Genomic DNA, 18,083 nt, shown 5'->3' with positions numbered 1-18,083 from the left:
GGGCAGATCTGTCTGAAAATTTCGAAACATGTCGGCCCATATTCAAAGGAATTGAGGCAGAATCTCAAAATCATTCCTTATTTCATCAACGGCTTGTTTTTTTTCGAAGCCTTCTCATGACGGGGGCGGTAGGAGAAGGGCGCGCCCATCCGCAAGCCGCAGTTCATGCGGGTGAAAGGCGCGGTCCCTTTCATGATGGCTGATGCTGATGATGGTCATGTGCGGCAGCGCCGCAAGCAGCGCGGCGTGGATGCGGCGCGTATTTTCGTCATCAAGGGCGGAGGTCGCCTCGTCCATGAACAGCATGCCCGGCCGCTGCAGCAGGACACGCGCCATGGCGATACGCTGTGCCTCGCCAGGGGACAGGATCGTGTCCCATTGTGCCTCATCGTCCAGCCGCGCGGCGCAGGCGTCAAGGTTCACGGTGTGCAGGACCGCTTCATACAGGGCATCGTCATGGCTGCACGCCGCATGGGGATAGGACAGGACCGCACGCAGGCTGCCATGGGGCAGATAGGTGCGCTGCGGCAGGAACATGCAGTTCCCCCTGTCAAGGGTGATGGTGCCGTGGCCATGTTCCCACAGGCCCGCGATGGCGCGCAGCAGGGTGCTCTTGCCCGTTCCGGACGCCCCGCGCACCAGCCAGCGTTCCCCCCCATCGACATGCAGGGCTGGAATATGCAAAAGCTGCCTGCCATCGGGATGATGCAGGACAAGGTCGCGGATATCGAGGCCGGGCGCTGGCGTGTCGATATGTGTGATGCGCGTGCAGGGCGGCAGGCTGACGGTGCGTTCGAATTCGTGCAGGCGCTGCATGACCGAGCGCAGGGTGGCAAGGTCGGTATAATTGTTCATGAACCATTGCAGGCTGCGCCGGACCTGCATGAACGCCGCGTTGATGCGTGAATATTCCCCAAAGGTTAGCGCGTGGGCCACCAGTTTCGGCAGCAGCAATACCCACAGGATGATCGACGCGGTGCCATTGAACAGGTCGCCCACGAAATTCGCCCGCCATGTATAGGTTACGACGCTGCGCCAGTTATGGGCGATCGTGCGCAGATAATGTGAAAGACGCAGGTTTTCTGCGTCCTCGCCCCGGCTGAAGGCGATCTGTTCGGAATTGCGCCGCATGTCGATCAAGGCCGCGCGCAGGTCCGCGTCGAAATGCTGTTGCCTGTAATCGGCTTCGATCAGGGGGCTTCCCATCTTTTCCATAAGGATTGACGCCCCCAGCGTTGCAAGGATGGTGCCCAGAAGAAGGTAGCCTGAAACACGAAGATGATGCCCGGACCAGCTCATGTCGATGCTGCCGCCGATTTCCCAAAGCACAATGGAAAATGACAGCAGCGTCGTCACGGCCTGTATGCCATCAAGGGCCATGCGCAGGCTCAGCACCGTCATCTGCGACAGGTCATCGGCAATACGCTGGTCAGGGTTGTCGCCCGTCGCGGTACCATGTTCCATCCGGTAATATGCCGTATCGGACAGGTACCGCCGCAGATAGACCCGTGTGTTCCACAGCCGCCAGCGCATCGACAGCACCTGCGTCAGGTAGGTCTGCAGGACATAGCATCCGCTGGAAAGGACACAGACTGCGATATAGGGGGGCAGCAGCCATAGGCAGGTTTCCACCCTGTAGGCGAACATGGCGTCAAAGAACTGCTGGTTCCACCGGCCGAACCACACCGCCGTACGGACATAGATGAATGACAGCCCCACGATCGTGGCCAGCATCGCCAGTGGGGCCCATTTCTCGTGTGAACGCCAGTAGGGCAGCACGACCGTCCAGTCGGACAGGGAGTGGCGGGCAGGGGGATCAGTATGTCGCACGCAGGGTCGCCATGAAATTGCGGGGGGCCGCGGGGAAGTTGAACTGCCACACGCCGCTGGCCCGTTCGTAATAATAACGGTTGGTCAGATTGTTGGCATTGAGCTGCAGGCGTAAGTGCCGGTTGATGACATAGCCGATGACGCTGTCGATGGTCATGTATCCGCCCTGCACGGTGGTGGGATATCCGCCATGCAGGTTGCTGCTGGCGTCGATCCCCGCCCCGAGGCTCAGCCCCTTCAGACGGCCTGCGGGCAGGGTGTAATGTACCCATGACTTGAACATGTGGTGTGGCGAATACGCCCCCCCCGAAATCCGCCGAGGACGGATTGGACAGCTTGGTATCAAGATAGGTATAGCCGATCGACACGCTGAGGTTCGGCAGGATCTCCCCGTCCATCTGTGCCTCCCATCCCTGTCGGCGAATGGGGCCGGTGGTGATGTAAAATCCGACATGTTCAGGGTCTGACAGCGGCTGGTTGACGCTTTCCATCCGAAACAGCGCGGTCGAGACATTGAGGCGACCGTGGAAATACTCCCCCTTGAACCCGGTTTCCACCTGGTTTCCCAATTGTGGCGCAAGCCCGCCGCCGCGATAGCGCATATCCCCCACCGATGGGGTGAAGATGCTGGCATAACTGGCGTACCACGACAGGTGCGGGGTGATCTGGTACACACTGCCCAGATAGGGCGTCAGTTGGGCATGGATGTCCGACCGCGTCGCCCACGCCCCGCGCGGCGACGGAGAGGTGTCGCGCGCATGTTCGTAAAAGCGCGAGACGCGCCCGCCAAGCACCACCGACAGGCCCCGGACGGGTTCAAGCCGCAGTTGCCCGTAAAACCCCCACTGATAGGCAGCATCATCCCTGCCTTCGGCCCCGCCAGAGGACGCGGCATAGCTGACGCTGCCTGCGGCAGGGGCCGGGATGGCGGCGGTGTTGCGGATGCTGATATTGTCATATACGCCACTGCCCGTAATGTCGGGATAGGCCACGTACTGGTCATATGAATTGTAATTGAAGCCCGCCAGCAGGTGATGCGTATGATGGAACAGGCGGAACGCACCTGTGGCATAGATATCGGCGGAGCGTGAAGAGTTCGTCCCCTTCTGCGCGGAAATGCCCTGGTCCTCATAGGTCAGCAGGCCGCTTTTCGCGCCGATGGTCGTCCAGGGTTCATTATAGAGCATGTCATAGCTCTGGTCATAAAATGTCCCGCGTGCCGTCAGCGTCCAGTTCCGTCCGATCTTTTGTGACAGTGACACGGCAGTCTGCTGTGTCATGTAGTTGCTGTAGCCCCATGGTTGGGACGGATTGGCCGACCGCCCACCATACCACAGCGTCCTGTCCGTTGTGACCGGCAGGCCGAAATAGGGCGCGGTAATGTCCTGCTGCTGTGCCGCGTGGGAGACAAGGAAGGTTGTCGTGGGCGTGATATCCCATTCCAGCGCGCCATAGGCCTGCCATTTGCGCGAATGGGAATACTGATAGAAATAGCGGTTGTCCTCAAACAGGTCCGCAGTGCGAAAGCGGAGTGTCCCCGAACGGTTGAGCGGCGTGCTCAGGTCGATGTCGGCGCGATAGTTGTCAAAGCTGCCGACGCTTGCCGCACCGCTGAGGGCGAAATCGTGTCCCGGTTTTTTTGTCACCTCGTTAACCACGCCGCCTGCGCCGCCAGCCCCCTGCAACAGCCCGGCAGAGCCGCGCAGGACCTCGATACGTTCATACATCGACAGGTCGAAGGTCGCGTTGTTGAGCGTCCCTGCCGCATTGGGCGTGCCGTCAAGCGACGTCGTAAGCTGGTAGCCGCGGGAATAGAAATTCGAATTCGCGCTTGACCCTGGCAGGACGCGGATGCCGTTCACCTGCCGCATTGCGTCCGTCATCGTCAGCATGTTGGAATCCTGCATGCGTTCTTGTGTGATGACGGAAACCGAATGCGGTACATCCTTCAGCGCAACGCCCGATTTGCCCCACAGGTCGGTTGTGGGCACCGTATAGGACCCACGGTTGGCCCTGACCTCTATGGCTTCAGGCCGGGGCAGGGTGCTGTCGGCCTGGGGTGGAGGGACGGCCCTGGTGGTGGCATGTGTGCGGGGGGCAGCTGTTGCCGTCCGGGCCGCAGTAGGCCGGGTAGGATTGGGTTGGACAGCACTGGATTCGATAGCTCTGGGGCGGGCCACACTGGGACGGCCCGCACTGGGTTGTGCAGCACGGGTCCGAACCGGATTGGGCCGGGCTGGATTGGTCAGGGTTTGGGGGGGATGATGTGGGGTTGCATGGGCGTGATGTGCGATCATGCATCCGCACAGGAGGATTCCGGCCGGGATGACCCCGACCAGAACAATCCGGGCCGGGATGATCCCGACAGGCCCGGACGCCTTTGAAAAACGCGACATGGATTGCGATCCTGAACTGACATGAAACCAGTCAGCAGGACAGGCGTGCGATCACGTCGTGCCACATACCCTGTTGGGTGATGGGGCTGTCGCGTGGGGGAACGTGGCCTGTGGTCCTGCTGACGCCAGGGGGCATTCAGCAGGGGGGCCGCGTGAGGGGGGAACGCCCGGGGAAATTGCCGGGGGTGCACGCGGTTGTCCCGGACGGGCATGCGGGCGTGCCCACGCCATCGGCGGCAGCGGCATGAACGGCAGTGCCGCCAGTGCGATGGCGGGCAGGTGCAGCAGCGGGCACAGCGTGCATGACCCGTCGTGGTCATGGCGGGATGTATCATGGTCGGGAGTGTGGTCACGACCATGGTCCGGACCATGGAGGATGGCCCGGCCGGTGAGATGGGTCATGGCCTGCGCCAGGGCGCGATGCGGGCCGTCCTCCATGACCATTGTGGCGGCGTCTTCGCATCCCATGTCCGCCATGGGGGCGATATCAATACCGGTCAGGCGTTCAATCGTGGCGCGTGGCATTTCCCCGGGCAGCGCGCGGCTCAGGACCAGCAACTGCCCCACAAAGCCCAGCAACGTGCACACAACAACCAGCCACCGGATGGTGGCCATGCCTGTCACAGGATGGGAAATGCGTGCCATGAAGCGGAAAGATATGCCTTTTTTTCACGAATGCGTGGCAATGTCGGTCACGCCGTAAGGCTTGTCAAATCGGCTGGCGGGCATATTGTGTCGAACACGTAATGGTGCGACAGTGCGCCCGAACGCATTCCCCCCCGTCATGGATGGCAGGCGGTCTGGCGTCCGTGCTGCATGAACGTCCGGCCCACCCACCGGGCCGATTTACGGAAGGAAAGGTCATGTCCGGTATCTTTGCAATGTTGCGGCGTGGCGTCATGACCGCCACGGTTGGGCTGGTATGTGCCGCCGCCCCGGTGCAGGCCGCAACGCTGGCGCAGGATGTGGCAAAAACCGTATCAGGACAGCCGGGGTCTTTCGCCGTCTATGCCGCGATGTCGGGACAGCGCCCGCAGGTCTGCCTGAACTGCACGGATTACATCAATGCCGCCAGCACCATGAAACTGTTCGTGATGGACGCGGCCTATGACATGTTTACACGTGGCACCCTTCAGCCGCAGGAGACGATTGTGGTGCATAACCGCTTTCACTCCCTCGTAGGAACGCGGAGTTTCTCGCTGGAGCAGAAAGAGGATTCCTATGATCCGCTTTATGCGCAGATCGGCAGGCCCGTCACGGTGTCCGAACTGGTGCGTGTGATGATCCAGTACAGCAGCAACCTTGCCACCAACCTGATGGTCGAACGGATCGGCGTGCCCTATATCCATGCCGTCATGCATGCCCAGCACCTCAAGGGAGTGCGCTTTGGCCGCATGATCGAGGATTATGACGCCAATGACAAAGGCATCCGTAACGAGATGACGGCAAAGGGGCTTGGCATGTTCATGCAGAAGCTCGACCAGGGAAAGATCGTAGGGCCCGCGCAAAGTGCCGCGATGATCGACATCCTGCGTGGCCAGACATTTAACGACATGATCCCTCCCGGCCTGCCGCCCGGAACCCCTGTTGCGCACAAGACCGGATGGGTGGATGGCGTGCGCAATGACGCGGGCATTGTCTTCCTGCCTGATGGACGTCACTATATCCTTGTGATGCTGACGAAATCCCTGCCTGACGAGGCTGCGGGCATCCGGGTGCTGAATGGCATTTCCCGTCAGGTCTATGGCCATTTCGTCGCGTCACCCGCCATGGGTGCGCCAAAGGGCGGGTAACGGGGGAGCTTCTGGCGCGTCCCTGATGTGCCCCGGGTGTGTCGCGCGGCGGCATTGCCTAACCAGCCAGCGTACGGGGACCGTGTAAGACATGCGACTGCGTCAGATTGAAGTTTTTTATGCGATCATGACGACGGGGTCACTGCGTCGCGCGGCAGAGGTGCTGCATGTTTCGCAGCCCGCCGCAAGCAAGGTGCTGCGTTATGCCGAGCAGTCGTTGGGCTTTGCCCTGTTCGAGCGTACGGGCGGTCGCCTCGTCCCCACGCGTGAGGCGCAGATCATGCTGCCGCATGTCAACACGATCTTTGCCAAGCTGTCCGACCTCAAGCGCCTGACGGACAATCTGCGTTATGCCCGTGACGGGCATTCGATCAATATCGGCTGTGTCCCCAGCCTTGGCCTCAGCCTCGTGCCACGGGTGATCCAGCGTTACCATGCCGACCATCCCGGAACGGAATTGACGGTCGATACCCTTCACGGTACCGAAATCGTGTCGCGTATCCTAAATCATGACCTCGACCTTGGGATCGTGTTTGGCGATTATTCCTGCGACGGCGTCAGTTCCCATCACATCGCGGATGTGCCGCTGCTGCTGATTGATGGCGGGGACGGCACCGATGGCCCGGTCGTTATGGAACGGATCAACCCCGCCCGTTACATCGGGTTGAGTGAAAATGATCCCACTGCGCGCCTGCTGGATATGGCAATGGAGGAGGCGGGCCTCTGCACCGCCCCGTCGGTGCGGGTGCGCACGCATTACATGGCGGCCGAGCTGGTGCGACTGGGGGCGGGGTGCGCCATCGTGGATGCCCTGACCGCGCTGCATCACCCCGGCCTGTCGAAACCGCACGAACTCTCGCCCCCCCTCTATGTGGCATGCACGGTGCTGTTTCGTGCGGATTATGCGCTTTCGCATATTTCGCGTGATATCCTGTCGCTTTTGCGTACGGAACTTGATGTTGACCTTGGGCGGCTGCGGTGCTGAGGCTTCCGCACGGAAATCCTGATATTAAAAATATGGTTTAATCATAAGAAAATTTCTGATGGAGTCCTTTTTGGTATCGCCCTCGATAAGATTCTTTATTGTTCCTGGAGGGATATTTGAGAATGGCCAATATGAAGAGACTGTTTAAAAAACAAATCATTGATAAAAAATAAGAAAAGTTTTGGGGTGCCGACTTTTTTCAAAAAGGCGTCGTCTTCTGAAGCTTTTTGGAAAAAGCTTCACCAAAAACTTTTATAATTTTAGTGTGTTATCGAGCCAGACTTTTCAAATAGTCTCGAATAAGGGAAGAAGAGGCTTCCAATATATTTCTGTTTATGGATCTGATATATTTCAAGGTTTGTGAAGGCATGAAAGCATAAAAATTTCGGTATCATAAAGGTTTTTTGCAATATATCAGAGCCTGACGCAAAAAGAGGTTTGAGTGGTTTTGGGTAGGAAACAACGCTGCGTTGGGATCAAATCTTATGAGGCAGATTGTCCCCAACCTCATGACCATAAATCGCGATTGAGAAAGCAAAACAACCTATCCGGCCTTCACTATGAACATCAGCGTTTCTTGAGTAACTGAAATAAATCAATTGATTTTCGGTCAGGATTTCAGTTTTTCAAAAGACCTTATATTGGACGTTTAAAAATCAGGTAATCAAACACCACTTTATATATCAGAGAATTTTTGAAAAGTAAGTCTCAATAACATCCTGAAATTATAAAGATTTTTGGTGAATCTTTTTCTAAAAAGCTTCGAAAGACGCCGCTTTTTTGAAATAAAGGTGGCACCTAAAAACCTTTCCTGTTTTCTATCAATGATTTGTTTTCAAACAATCTCTCGGGCATGTTTTATGCATAAGGTTCTGCACGGCGGTCTGGCGGGTATTACGTAAGGTTAAGGGCGGGCAGCATCTCGTTACGCGACAGGGGGGCAGGTTTCATGCTTTGCTGGCAGGTGGTGTCACATCATGTTTGTGACGACGTCCCTTTTCTTCAGCAGCGTCAGGATGGCCGGTAGTGAAAAAGTCATGTGCAGGACGGGTCGCCCGTCGCATTGTGGGAATGGGCATATTGTCGCTTGCGATATTGCCGCCTGCGATTTCTGCATCGTGGGCCGCGCCCGCTGCCTTGCCGCCGGGCCTCAGCGCCGCACAGATCGACGCGGTTGTCGCGCGCGCGCGCGATGCGTTCCATGTTCCGGGTGTGGCCGTGGCGGTCGTGCATGATGGACAGGTCGTTTTTGCACGGGGATATGGCCGCAGGGGAGAGGACGCGCATAGTGGTAATGTCGATACGCGCACGATGTTCGCAATCGGGTCCAATACCAAGGAATTCACCACCACTGCGCTTGCGACGCTGGTTGATGCGGGCAAGCTGAAATGGGATGACCGGGTGATCGACCATATGCCGGAATTCCGGGTGGCAGATCCCGCCATCACGCGTGATTTCCGCGTCAGTGACCTGCTGACGCATCATAGCGGCATGGGTGAGGGGGCGGGCGACCTGATGCTGTTTTCCCACAGCACCTTCACACGGCCCGAAGTGCTGGCTGCGCTGCCTTACATGCCATTTACCGCGCCATTTCGTGTGGATTACGCCTATAATAACCTGTTATATGTCGTTGCAGGTGCGCTGGTGGAGAAAATCAGTGGCACAAGCTGGGAAAATTATGTCCAGTCGCATCTGATCGACGCTGCTGGCCTGCCCGCCTGCCAGAGTACGCCGCCGGTCAGCGGGCAGATGGATGTTGCAACGGGACAGGGCGAAGATCCTGCCCTGCCTGATCGTGCCACGCTGCGTCTGCCTGCCGTGGCCCCGGCGGGAGGTATCTGGTGCAGTGTCGATGGTGTCAGCCGTTGGGTGCAGATGTTCCTTAATGGTGGGAAAACCCCGCAGGGCAGAACCATCATCAGTACTGCGCAGCGTGATGTGGTATGGGCCCCGCATGCGCTTTTGCCGCTGCCGGATACGGCACAGGCAACGCAGGGGCATTTCCGTGCCTATGGCTATGGCTGGTTTACCGAGGATTTCTTTGGGAAAAAGCGTGTATGGCACACGGGCACGATCGACGGAATGGTCAGTTATGTCTCGTTCCTGCCGGAAATGAATACCGGGATTGTGGTCCTGACCAATCATGATGACCATCATGCGACTTATGCCATACAGACGACACTGAACTCCCTTGTCGTAACAGGGAAAAGCGATGACTGGGTGCAGCATTGGAAGGATGAGGCCACAGCAAAGGAGGCAGAGGCGGCCAAGGCTGCCGCCACCGATGGGCCTGGATCACCCGCGCGGCCGTTTATCACGCTGTCTGCACAGGCGGCGCATGACTATGTCGGGCTGTACCATGATGACTGGCGTGGAAACCTGCATGTTACGCAAAAGGGTACCGAACTGCGCCTGACATTTGACAAGGCGATCGGTCTTTCGGGTGTACTGTCGGCGTTGCCGCATGACCTGTTTGTGGTGCGATGGGATAACCGCGCACAGGATGCGGAGGATGACAGCTATGTCCAGTTCCAGCGCGATATGATGGGCAAGGTCGTAGGTATGAAGATGCAGGTTATCGGCTCGGACTTCAGCTTTGACGCGCAGGACCTGCATCCACGCAAGGTTTCGGACCAGCCCTGATAATCGAACATGTCCCGGGCAATATGATCTAGGACGTAGTGTCCGGGAAGGTCTGTACCTTTTTAATAATGCATTGTTCGAGAACGTATTTCATAAAAAAGGGGCATGGGAATTCGATTCCCATGCCCCTTTTGTCATTGGTCCGGATATTCAGGGTTTTTGCGGGGCGAAGATATTGCCCGCCGGTGTGGGGGCATGCACGTCAATCCAGCTATTGGCGACGTCAATACTGATCTGTGCCGGTTTATAGGCACTCGCGGGGGCAAGGAAAATATTGTCCACATAGGTCTGCGGATTACGGTCATAAAGCGGGAACCAACTCGACTGTACCTGGATCATGATCCGGTGCCCCGGCAGGAAGGTATGGTTCGCCACAGGCAGGTTGAATTTGTAAAGCTGCTGTGTATTGGCGGGAATGGGTTCTGGATGTTCGAGGCTCTTGCGATAGCGGCCACGCAGGATATCAGCGCTGACCATCAGCTGGTAGCCACCCATCTCGCGCTGTTCGGGCACTTCGTCAGGATAGACATCGATCAGCTTGACAACAAAATCCCCGTCGGTGCCGGTCGTCGCGGCCGTCAGGTGGACAACAGGCTGCCCCTTGATCGTAAAGGGCTGCGTCAGCACACCAGATGTCATGGTCAGGACGTCGGGCCGGGCGGAGAAATTGCGCTGGTCCATCGTCAGCCACTTTGCCCATGGCGAACCCGTTGCCCCTTTGGTCAGCACGGGACGTGGAATATAGGTAACCGGGTGCGCGGGGTCGGACACATATTGCTGCGTGCCGGCATTGGCGCCCGCCGGGGTGAAGGCAATGCCGTGTCCGGGCTGGAAATGCAGGCTGGTGCATCCCGATGCGCATTCCTGTGACGGCAGGGCATTTTCGGATTCCCACACATTCTCCCCGGTGCGGAAGGCCGTGACGCGGGCAGGAAGCGGGATGGACGCGTCCTTCAGGTAATGTGCAAGGAACGGTTCAAGGATCTTCTTGCGGAAATACAGTCCGGTATCGGCGTGAAAGTCGATATCCCCCAGCATGCCTGCCTCTTTGGCCTCTCCTCCATGGTTCCATGGCCCCATGGCAAGATAGAGGTTGGAGGCCGCCGACGGGGTCTGTCGCAACGCGTAATAGGTTGCAATCGCGCCATAAATGTCTTCCTGGTCCCACAGGCTGTGTACCAGCAATGTCGGAACCTTCAGCCCTTCCTTTTGTAGCAGCTTGTCCATGGCCTGATCCTGCCAGTAGGCATCATAGGAGGGATGCGCCAGAATCTGCTGGAAGAAGCCGATCTGCTCCATGCCGCGCGACTTGCCCACCATGCCGGCGGATACGCCATTCAGGTAAACGTCATAGGCATCATACTGACTGGCCCACCATTTCGGCATGCTCTTGCGCGTGGCGTCCTGGGTATAGATGTAGGGCAGCGATTCCTCGCGGAAGGCGCCGTTATGGAACCAGTCATCGCCCATCCAGCCATCGACCATCGGGTTCATGGGCACAGAAACCTTGAGCGCCGGATGCGGATGGAACAGTGCCGTCAGCGCGGTATAGCCATCATAGGAGATCCCGATGATCCCGACTTTCCGGTTGCTTTGCGGAAGGTTATGGATCAGCCATTCGATCGTGTCCCATGTGTCGGTTGAATAATCGACCTGTGTGCCATTCAGCGGGCCACGCATCGGACGCGCCATGACATAGTGGCCTTCGGAACCATGTTTGCCGCGCACATCCTGGATAACGCGGATATAGCCGCCATCGGCGATCACGTCGGGCATGTTGTCATACCCCTCCATAATCGAGCCCATATGGCCGCTATAGGCATATGATACCATGTGATCAGCGCTATAGGGCGTGCGCGTCAGCAGGATGGGGGCATCATGGGCCGCCCGGGGGATCAGGATGACGGTATACAGCTTCGTCCCGTCGCGCATGGGGATCATCACGTCCTTACGAACGTAATCAAAGCTGGAATCCGCGACCTCGAACTTGTCCGGCATGTCGGGGGCGATGCCGCCTGGCGGCGCCTCCTGTGCCAGGGCGGTCATTGAAAAGGCAGCGAAACATCCTGACAGCAGAAATATTTTTTTCATCATCGGTCTCATGCAGCGTACAGAAAATGGGCCGGACCCGAAGGTCCGGCCCCATCAGGCGGCGATTTTCAGAATTCCGCCGAGATGGTGCCAAAGAATTCGCGCGGTGCCGCAACGAACAGGTTGGCGTTGTCATCACCGCTGACCGATGCCGCGCCATACACGCCACCGATATAGTTCGTGTTGAACAGGTTGGTGATGCCAAACGTGGTCTTGAGGTTATGGGTGAAGCCGATCTTGCCAAAGTTATAGGCAAGGTTGAGGTTGGCCAGCCAGTATGACGGGATCTTCTCGTCATTCAGGTAGGTCATGGGGCGTGAACCGATATAGTTCACGTTGAAGTTGAACATCGCCCGCTTGTAGGTGTAGTTCAGGTTCGCCTTATACATGAACTTGGGATAGTAGACCTGGTGCTTTCCCTTGATGCTGTAGGTTGTCCCGCCATAGTTGATGGCCGTGCTCTGGTATTCGGCGTTGTTCCAGCTAAAGCTGTTGGTGATTTCCAGTCCCTTGAACGGACGCACCGTGCCCTGCACGTCCGCGCCATTCATGGTTTCGCGACCCACGTTCAGGAAGGCGTTGTTGGTGTTGTTGGCCGACCCTTCGGTAATGGCCGCCAGACGGTTGTAGTAATCCGTGTGGTAGAAATCCACCGTCCCGGAGAAGTAGCGCGAGTTGTAGCGGTAGCCCACGACATAGTTCCACGTGCGTTCCGGCTTCAGCTTGCTCTTGTTTGCGTTGAACACCGTCTGTGCCGAAGTGGTGGAATTACCCAGGCCACCCCATGCAGTATCCGAATCTGTCTGTGAATAGTAATCGTAGGAACGCATGTTCTCCGCAATGTCCCAGTAAATTTCATGGTTGCGGAGGAAATGGTAGTCAAAGCTGAAATGCGGCAGGAACGCATCGGATGCCGTCATGGTGCCGCTGACGGGATGGCGGTAATAGGCGTTCCAGCCTTCGGCGACCAGTTTGTCGGTATAGTCGGCCTTTGTGCCGCCATGCGTCGTCTGCGTCATGGAGCGGAAACCAGCCAGCAGCGTCATGCCCGGCATGATGGTCCAGCGGTCCTGCAGGAAGAAGCTGAAGGTGTTGGTGTTAAAGCTGTTGTTGAACCACGTCGCGCCCGAACCGGCGGGCATGTTGGAATCGTCGTTGTGGCCGGAGGTCAGGCCATCTTCATACAGGCGTTCGTTATACACCCATTTGTTGTTTTCGTACCAGACACCGGTTTCAATATGGTTGTGGTGCGGGGCTTCGATGGCGAATTTTTGCGTAAAGCCAAGGCGGCGCATGAAGGCATGGCTGCCGATCAGCGCCTGCGGCACGCCCGATACGGTCCCGTCGGAGTTCAGCGACACCGGCCCGTAGGAAGGTGAGGTCAGGAAGTTGTTGGTGCCACCATAGATGGCGCTGTTGACGTTGCCATAAACGATGGTGTCGGACGTCACGTTCTTGAAGATATCGTAATGCAGCGACACGTTCGACAGATAGGTGCGCTGCAACTGTGACGCATCCCACGAATAATCGCCCACTTCGTCATTCGACAGGATGCCCTGCACGGATGACGGAACCTGGTCGGTGTACTGCGCATAATAGGCCCACAGCTTGGCTTTTTCGTAATCGGGTTTCAGATAGGTCGAATTGCGGCCCATCTTCTGCCACATGTTCTTCGTCATCGTCAGGTAGTTGGACTGCGTGAAATCGCCATAGCCAAAGAAGGCCGTCAGCTTGCCGCGATCACCCAGCGGCTGCACCAGCTTGGCGTCCGCCTGCAGTTCGTCCTGATATCCCTGGCCCTTCCACAGGTTGGTGTCGGTGCGTGCAAAGGACGCATAGAACTTTGTGCCCGTGGAATTGAGCACGCCGCTATCCACGCGGCCATAGGTGCGGAACGCGTTATAGCTGCCGAAGGTCTGGCTGACCTTGCCGCCCGCCTTGTCCTTGGGGTCAGACGTCACATACGTCATGGCGCCGCCAAGGTTCTGGGTCGAGAATGAATCCAGCGCACCCGCGCCCTGCGACATGGTCATGCCGCCGATATCATCCTGGATCATCGCCTGCGTGATCGAGACGCCGTTGCTGTTGGCAAAGCCCTGCGTGCCCATCGGCATGCCGTCCAGGGTCGCGCCGATCTGCATCTGCGTAAAGCCGCGTACGTAGAATGTGTTGGCATAGGTATCCAGGCCGAACGCATCGGTGGAGGTGAAGTTCGCGCCCGGCGTGGTCTGCGCCAGCACCTGCATGGGGTTCGTCCCTTCGACGAAACGATCCATGACCTGTCGTGTCACCGCGACCTCGGACCCATGGCTGCGCACGCGTGTCGCACTGACCGTCAGGCTTTCAGGCGTCTTGCTGGCAAGCTGGTGCTGCGCGGTGGCTGCATGTGCCGTCCGGGGCGTGCCTTTGACCGCGCCCCTGGCGGCAACGCGATGCGTCGTGGCAGTCGTCGTTGTGGTCGTCGTGTCCGCAGCGGAGGCCGAAGCACATGTTCCAACCGACGAGAACAGGGTATAGCCCGTTATCGCCGTACAGAACAGAAGCCATGATTTTTTTCTCGAATACTGCATTGGTCCAGTTTTGCTGAGCATTTGTTACCTTGCCTCAGATCGGGTTGCGACATGTTCTGCGGAAGACGGCACACAATCTTGAAAAAATAATGCCAATCCATGTTTGGTAAGGTCGTTATCTGGCTGATGCCATTAGGTTCTATATCGAAACGTTTTAGGTTTATTCGTTTCCTGTCAATAACAAAAAATCATGTTCTACTTAACCTGTAGTTAAGGGGTGTGCCCGCCCCCATAATGCAGGGCAGGACTTGCTTGCCCCGGGCTTTTGCTTGGCATGTCATGATCCATGATGCCCGCCGGGCACTGGGACCTGATTTTTTACAAAGTTAAGGCCCATGATCCTGAAATTGCAGGATAATTTATATGTAATAATGGATGTTGATGAAGAAAACCGGCATGGGGAACCGTCGTGTGGTGGGGCATGCATGACGCCCCGTTAGGCATCGGTCATACGTGATGCGGAATATATAATACCCTGATTTTATCAGGATGTTCATGTATTCTGTGAACAGCCGTCGCCATAACGGGGCGGGCGTTCCAGGATTGGCTTTGATATAGATTCATGGTCCCAATCCCCCCAGAAAAGTTAATGTCCAGCAGACTATTTCAGTGGTGATGGTTTTATGTCAATTCCAAATACGCCCCGTTTTCATTAGCTGTGGGTTAAGGAGACGCACTGTGGCGGGAATGTCGCATTATTTATGGGGATATTTAATATAATTGTTTAATATCAATTGGATAACAAAATGTCACGCGTGTGTGCCCATCGGGTACGCCATGGCATAACTGCTGGTTATGTACCCATGACCAGATGGAATTGGATATTACGGCCAATCCAGTACAGTCTGGTAACAATAGCTGTCCCGGCCCTGGGGCAGGACCACATGCCTGCCTGAATCCATCGTGCGTCAGTACGGGGACGCAACCATATCGACAGGACGGGTATTGTGTAACCCAATTTTGTGGATCAGGGGTTTTCGTAAATGCTTCTTTCGGCGCGTGTGGGTCATGGCCTGCCGTGGGGCCGGATTGCAGGCATGTCACCACCAGTGATGTTTGGGGCATGAATAGTTGCGATTGATGTCGTTGTGCGCGCGGTACGTGTTCCGTCACCTGCTGGTTCTCCTGCCGGCCATGTTCGCCCTGTGCGTTACGGCGCAGGCGGCGGGGCAGGATCACCATGGGGGGGAACTCCGCCTGCTGGGCAGCACTTCTGGCGGGACGCTGGACCCGCAACTGCATTACACACCGGTTTACCTGCAGATTTTTTCTGCCGTTTATGATGGGCTCCTGACCTATCGCAAGGCGGGGGGCGCGGCCGGGGACGAGGTCGTGCCGGATCTGGCCACGGCATTGCCCCAGCCAGAGGATGGGGGCAGGACGTGGACATTCTACCTGCGTCCTGGCATCCGCTTTTCCGACGGGCGGCCCGTGCGGGTACAGGACGTGCAGGCCTCTTTCCAACGCATCTTCCGCGTCGGCAGTCCCACGGCCAGCAGTTTTTATGAAAATATCGTCGGCGCGCATGACTGCCTGCGCCAGCCCCATGCCTGCACCCTGTCCGAAGGGATGGAGGTGGACCCGGCGACCGGGCGCATCACGTTCCATCTTGTCGAACCCGATGCAGAGTTCCTGACCAAGCTGGCCTATCCCCATGCCGTGATTTTGCCTGCCGACACACCTGACCATGATGTTGGCACGGTGCCTGTGGCGGGGACGGGCGCCTATCGTGTTGTCTCCTATGACCCGCAACAGTCGTTGCACCTTGCGCGCAATCCGTATTTTCACGTTTGGAGCGACGCCGCACAGCCCGAAGGCTATGTCGATACGATAACCTACCGTTTCGGCCTGCGTGACGAGGACGAAGTCACGTCGGTGGAGGCCGGGCATGATGACTGGATGTTCGAGGTCAAGCCCCTCGACCGGCTGGGCGAACTTGGGGCGCGTTTCCCCGATCGGGTGCATATCAACCCGTCGCTGCATATCGTTTATGTGCCGCTCAATGTTCATATCGCGCCGTTTGACAATGCCATGGCACGACAGGCCGTGGCATGGGCGCTCGACCGGCATGCGGCGGCCATCTTCTATGGCGGTCCGGCTGTGGCGACCCCGATGTGCGACATGGCGCCGCCCAATGTGCTGCCGCCGGTGGGGCAATGTCCCTATACGCTGCCGGCTGTATCCGCATCCGGCATGTCCGGCTGGCCCCGGCCCGACCTGGACCGGGCGCGCGACCTTGTCATGAAAAGCGGGACGCAGGGACAGGCCGTGACCATCGTCGTGCAGACGGATTCAACACAGCGTGGGATCGGGGCATGGATGCGTGACCGGCTGCAACAGATCGGCTACAGGGCATCTGTGCGTGAGATCAGCCGGGGAGTGCAGTTTTCCTATATCCAGAACAGTGCCAACAATGTGCAGATCAGCCTGACAAGCTGGTTTGGCGATTATCCCTCTCCCTCCAACTTTGTGTATCTGCTGTTTGCCTGCTCCAGCTTTCACCCGCATTCCGACAATTCGATCAACATTCCCGGCTATTGCAATCCCGCCCTTGATGCCGTCATGCATCGGGCGTTACAGGAACCACGCGATCCCGTGCGCATGGCCCTGTGGCGTCAGGCTTCCAACATGCTTAACAGTGATGAACCCGCCGTGCCCCTTCTTGCCATCAAGGATGTAGACCTGGTTTCCGCCCGTCTGGGAAATTATGCCTACCATACCCTCTATCACATGCTCGTCGCGCGGGCGTGGGTGCGGTAATGGCACAGGATCTTCCCGCGCCGCCCGCAGGCCCATGGCGGCAGGCCATGCGCTCCATCGCGCGCAACCGTTCCGCCATGGCGGCGCTGGCGACGTTGGCGCTGGTGACGCTGGCATGCATGCTGGCGCCGCTTTACGCCCATCATGTCGCGCATACGGACCCGTTCACATCAAATGTGGCGGGCAGCATCGTGCTGGACGGGCATGAGGTGGATATCATGCAGCCCAATGACAACCCGCTGCATCTTGGCCTCAGCCCGATCGGGCCGACATGGCATGCGACCTATCTGCTGGGTGCGGACAGCCAGGGGCGCGACCTTGCGTCACGGCTGCTGTACGGGGGGCGGGATTCCCTTCTGGTCTCGTCCTGTGCGGCGGTGGTGTGCCTTGTGCTGGCGGCCATGGCGGGCATTGTTGCAGGATTTTCTGGCGGGGTCGTGGATGCGCTGCTGTCGCGTATGATGGATATCATGTGGGCGGTGCCGGTCTATCTGTTTGCGATCTCCCTTTCGATCGTCACCGTCAGCCACGGGCTGCGGGTCGGGCCGGTCACGGTGCGGGCCGACAGCCTGCTGATCCCCATCTTCATCATTGCACTTGTCTATGTGCCCTATGCCGCGCGGCCGATACGTGGGCGTGTCATGGCGTTGCGGCAGGCCGAATTCGTCACGGCCGCGCGCTGCCTTGGCGTGCCGCGCTGGCGTATTGTCGTGCGTGATATCCTGCCCAATGTCACGACCACGCTGGTGATGCTTGGCCCGCTGCTGATGGCGCTGTCGCTGCTGGCGGAAAGCGCGCTGTCGTTCCTGTCGCTTGGCGTGCAGGCGCCCGCGGCGTCATGGGGCACCATCATCCAGGATGGCGAAGGGCTGATCTATACCCGTCCCATGGTGGCGGTCGCGCCGGGCCTTGCGATCGTGGTGGTTGTGCTGGCGCTCAATATCCTGGGCGACGGGTTGCGTGATGCGCTGGATGTGCGTGACGCGGCGCGGCGTTCGTCGTGAAGGGAGCGTGG

9 protein-coding genes and 1 pseudogene are annotated in these 18,083 nt (G+C 58.1%); 5 read left to right on the top strand and 5 right to left on the bottom strand.

Features of this window, described 5'->3' with window-relative positions:
* Positions 1-114: 114 nt before the first annotated feature.
* From IFJ82_RS13840 to IFJ82_RS13830, 3 genes and pseudogenes are all read right to left on the bottom strand, one after another.
* On the bottom strand, positions 115-1,734 hold the full coding sequence (locus tag IFJ82_RS13840; protein ID WP_239026135.1) for an ABC transporter ATP-binding protein/permease: 1,620 nt from the start codon (positions 1,732-1,734) through the stop codon (positions 115-117).
* 440 nt (positions 1,735-2,174) lie between these two features.
* Positions 2,175-3,722: pseudogene (locus tag IFJ82_RS13835) on the bottom strand (TonB-dependent siderophore receptor); the annotation flags it as partial.
* A gap of 555 nt (positions 3,723-4,277) precedes the next feature.
* Positions 4,278-4,871, bottom strand: a complete 594-nt coding sequence (locus IFJ82_RS13830) for a DUF2946 family protein (RefSeq protein WP_225578679.1) — start codon at positions 4,869-4,871, stop codon at positions 4,278-4,280.
* A gap of 218 nt (positions 4,872-5,089) precedes the next feature.
* Between IFJ82_RS13830 and IFJ82_RS13825 the strand changes: the two genes are divergently transcribed.
* The 3 genes from IFJ82_RS13825 to IFJ82_RS13815 all read left to right on the top strand — a co-directional run bounded on the left by IFJ82_RS13825 (position 5,090) and on the right by IFJ82_RS13815 (position 9,647).
* The gene (locus IFJ82_RS13825) at positions 5,090-6,019 is read left to right on the top strand and encodes a serine hydrolase (protein WP_225578678.1); all 930 of its coding nucleotides are present in this window, start codon (positions 5,090-5,092) and stop codon (positions 6,017-6,019) included.
* A gap of 91 nt (positions 6,020-6,110) precedes the next feature.
* Complete coding sequence (locus tag IFJ82_RS13820; protein ID WP_003617765.1) at positions 6,111-7,004, top strand: LysR family transcriptional regulator; 894 nt, start codon at positions 6,111-6,113, stop codon at positions 7,002-7,004.
* A gap of 1,026 nt (positions 7,005-8,030) precedes the next feature.
* Positions 8,031-9,647 (top strand): serine hydrolase, encoded by a 1,617-nt coding sequence (locus IFJ82_RS13815; protein ID WP_192264957.1) that lies wholly within the window; start codon positions 8,031-8,033, stop codon positions 9,645-9,647.
* A 150-nt stretch (positions 9,648-9,797) separates the two neighbouring features.
* Here the strand turns inward: IFJ82_RS13815 and IFJ82_RS13810 are convergent, their stop codons facing one another.
* Together IFJ82_RS13810 and IFJ82_RS13805 are read right to left on the bottom strand one after the other, a co-directional pair.
* Positions 9,798-11,693, bottom strand: a complete 1,896-nt coding sequence (locus IFJ82_RS13810) for a CocE/NonD family hydrolase (protein ID WP_225578677.1) — start codon at positions 11,691-11,693, stop codon at positions 9,798-9,800.
* Positions 11,694-11,806: 113 nt separating this feature from the next.
* Positions 11,807-14,308, bottom strand: a complete 2,502-nt coding sequence (locus IFJ82_RS13805) for a TonB-dependent receptor domain-containing protein (RefSeq protein ID WP_003617771.1) — start codon at positions 14,306-14,308, stop codon at positions 11,807-11,809.
* Positions 14,309-15,388: 1,080 nt separating this feature from the next.
* Between IFJ82_RS13805 and IFJ82_RS13800 the strand changes: the two genes are divergently transcribed.
* A complete protein-coding gene (locus IFJ82_RS13800) occupies positions 15,389-17,068 on the top strand; it encodes an ABC transporter substrate-binding protein (RefSeq protein WP_075595900.1) in 1,680 nt (559 codons plus the stop codon).
* Positions 17,068-18,072: an ABC transporter permease gene (locus tag IFJ82_RS13795; RefSeq protein WP_003617774.1), complete on the top strand. Its 1,005-nt coding sequence runs from the start codon at positions 17,068-17,070 to the stop codon at positions 18,070-18,072. The genes IFJ82_RS13800 and IFJ82_RS13795 overlap by 1 nt, the downstream gene beginning before the upstream one ends.
* The last annotated feature ends 11 nt before the right edge of the window (positions 18,073-18,083 follow it).

Origin of the sequence: Novacetimonas hansenii (genome assembly GCF_014843995.1) — a bacterium.
Lineage (GTDB): Bacteria > Pseudomonadota > Alphaproteobacteria > Acetobacterales > Acetobacteraceae > Novacetimonas > Novacetimonas hansenii.
This window is presented reverse-complemented; position numbering and strand designations above follow the sequence as displayed.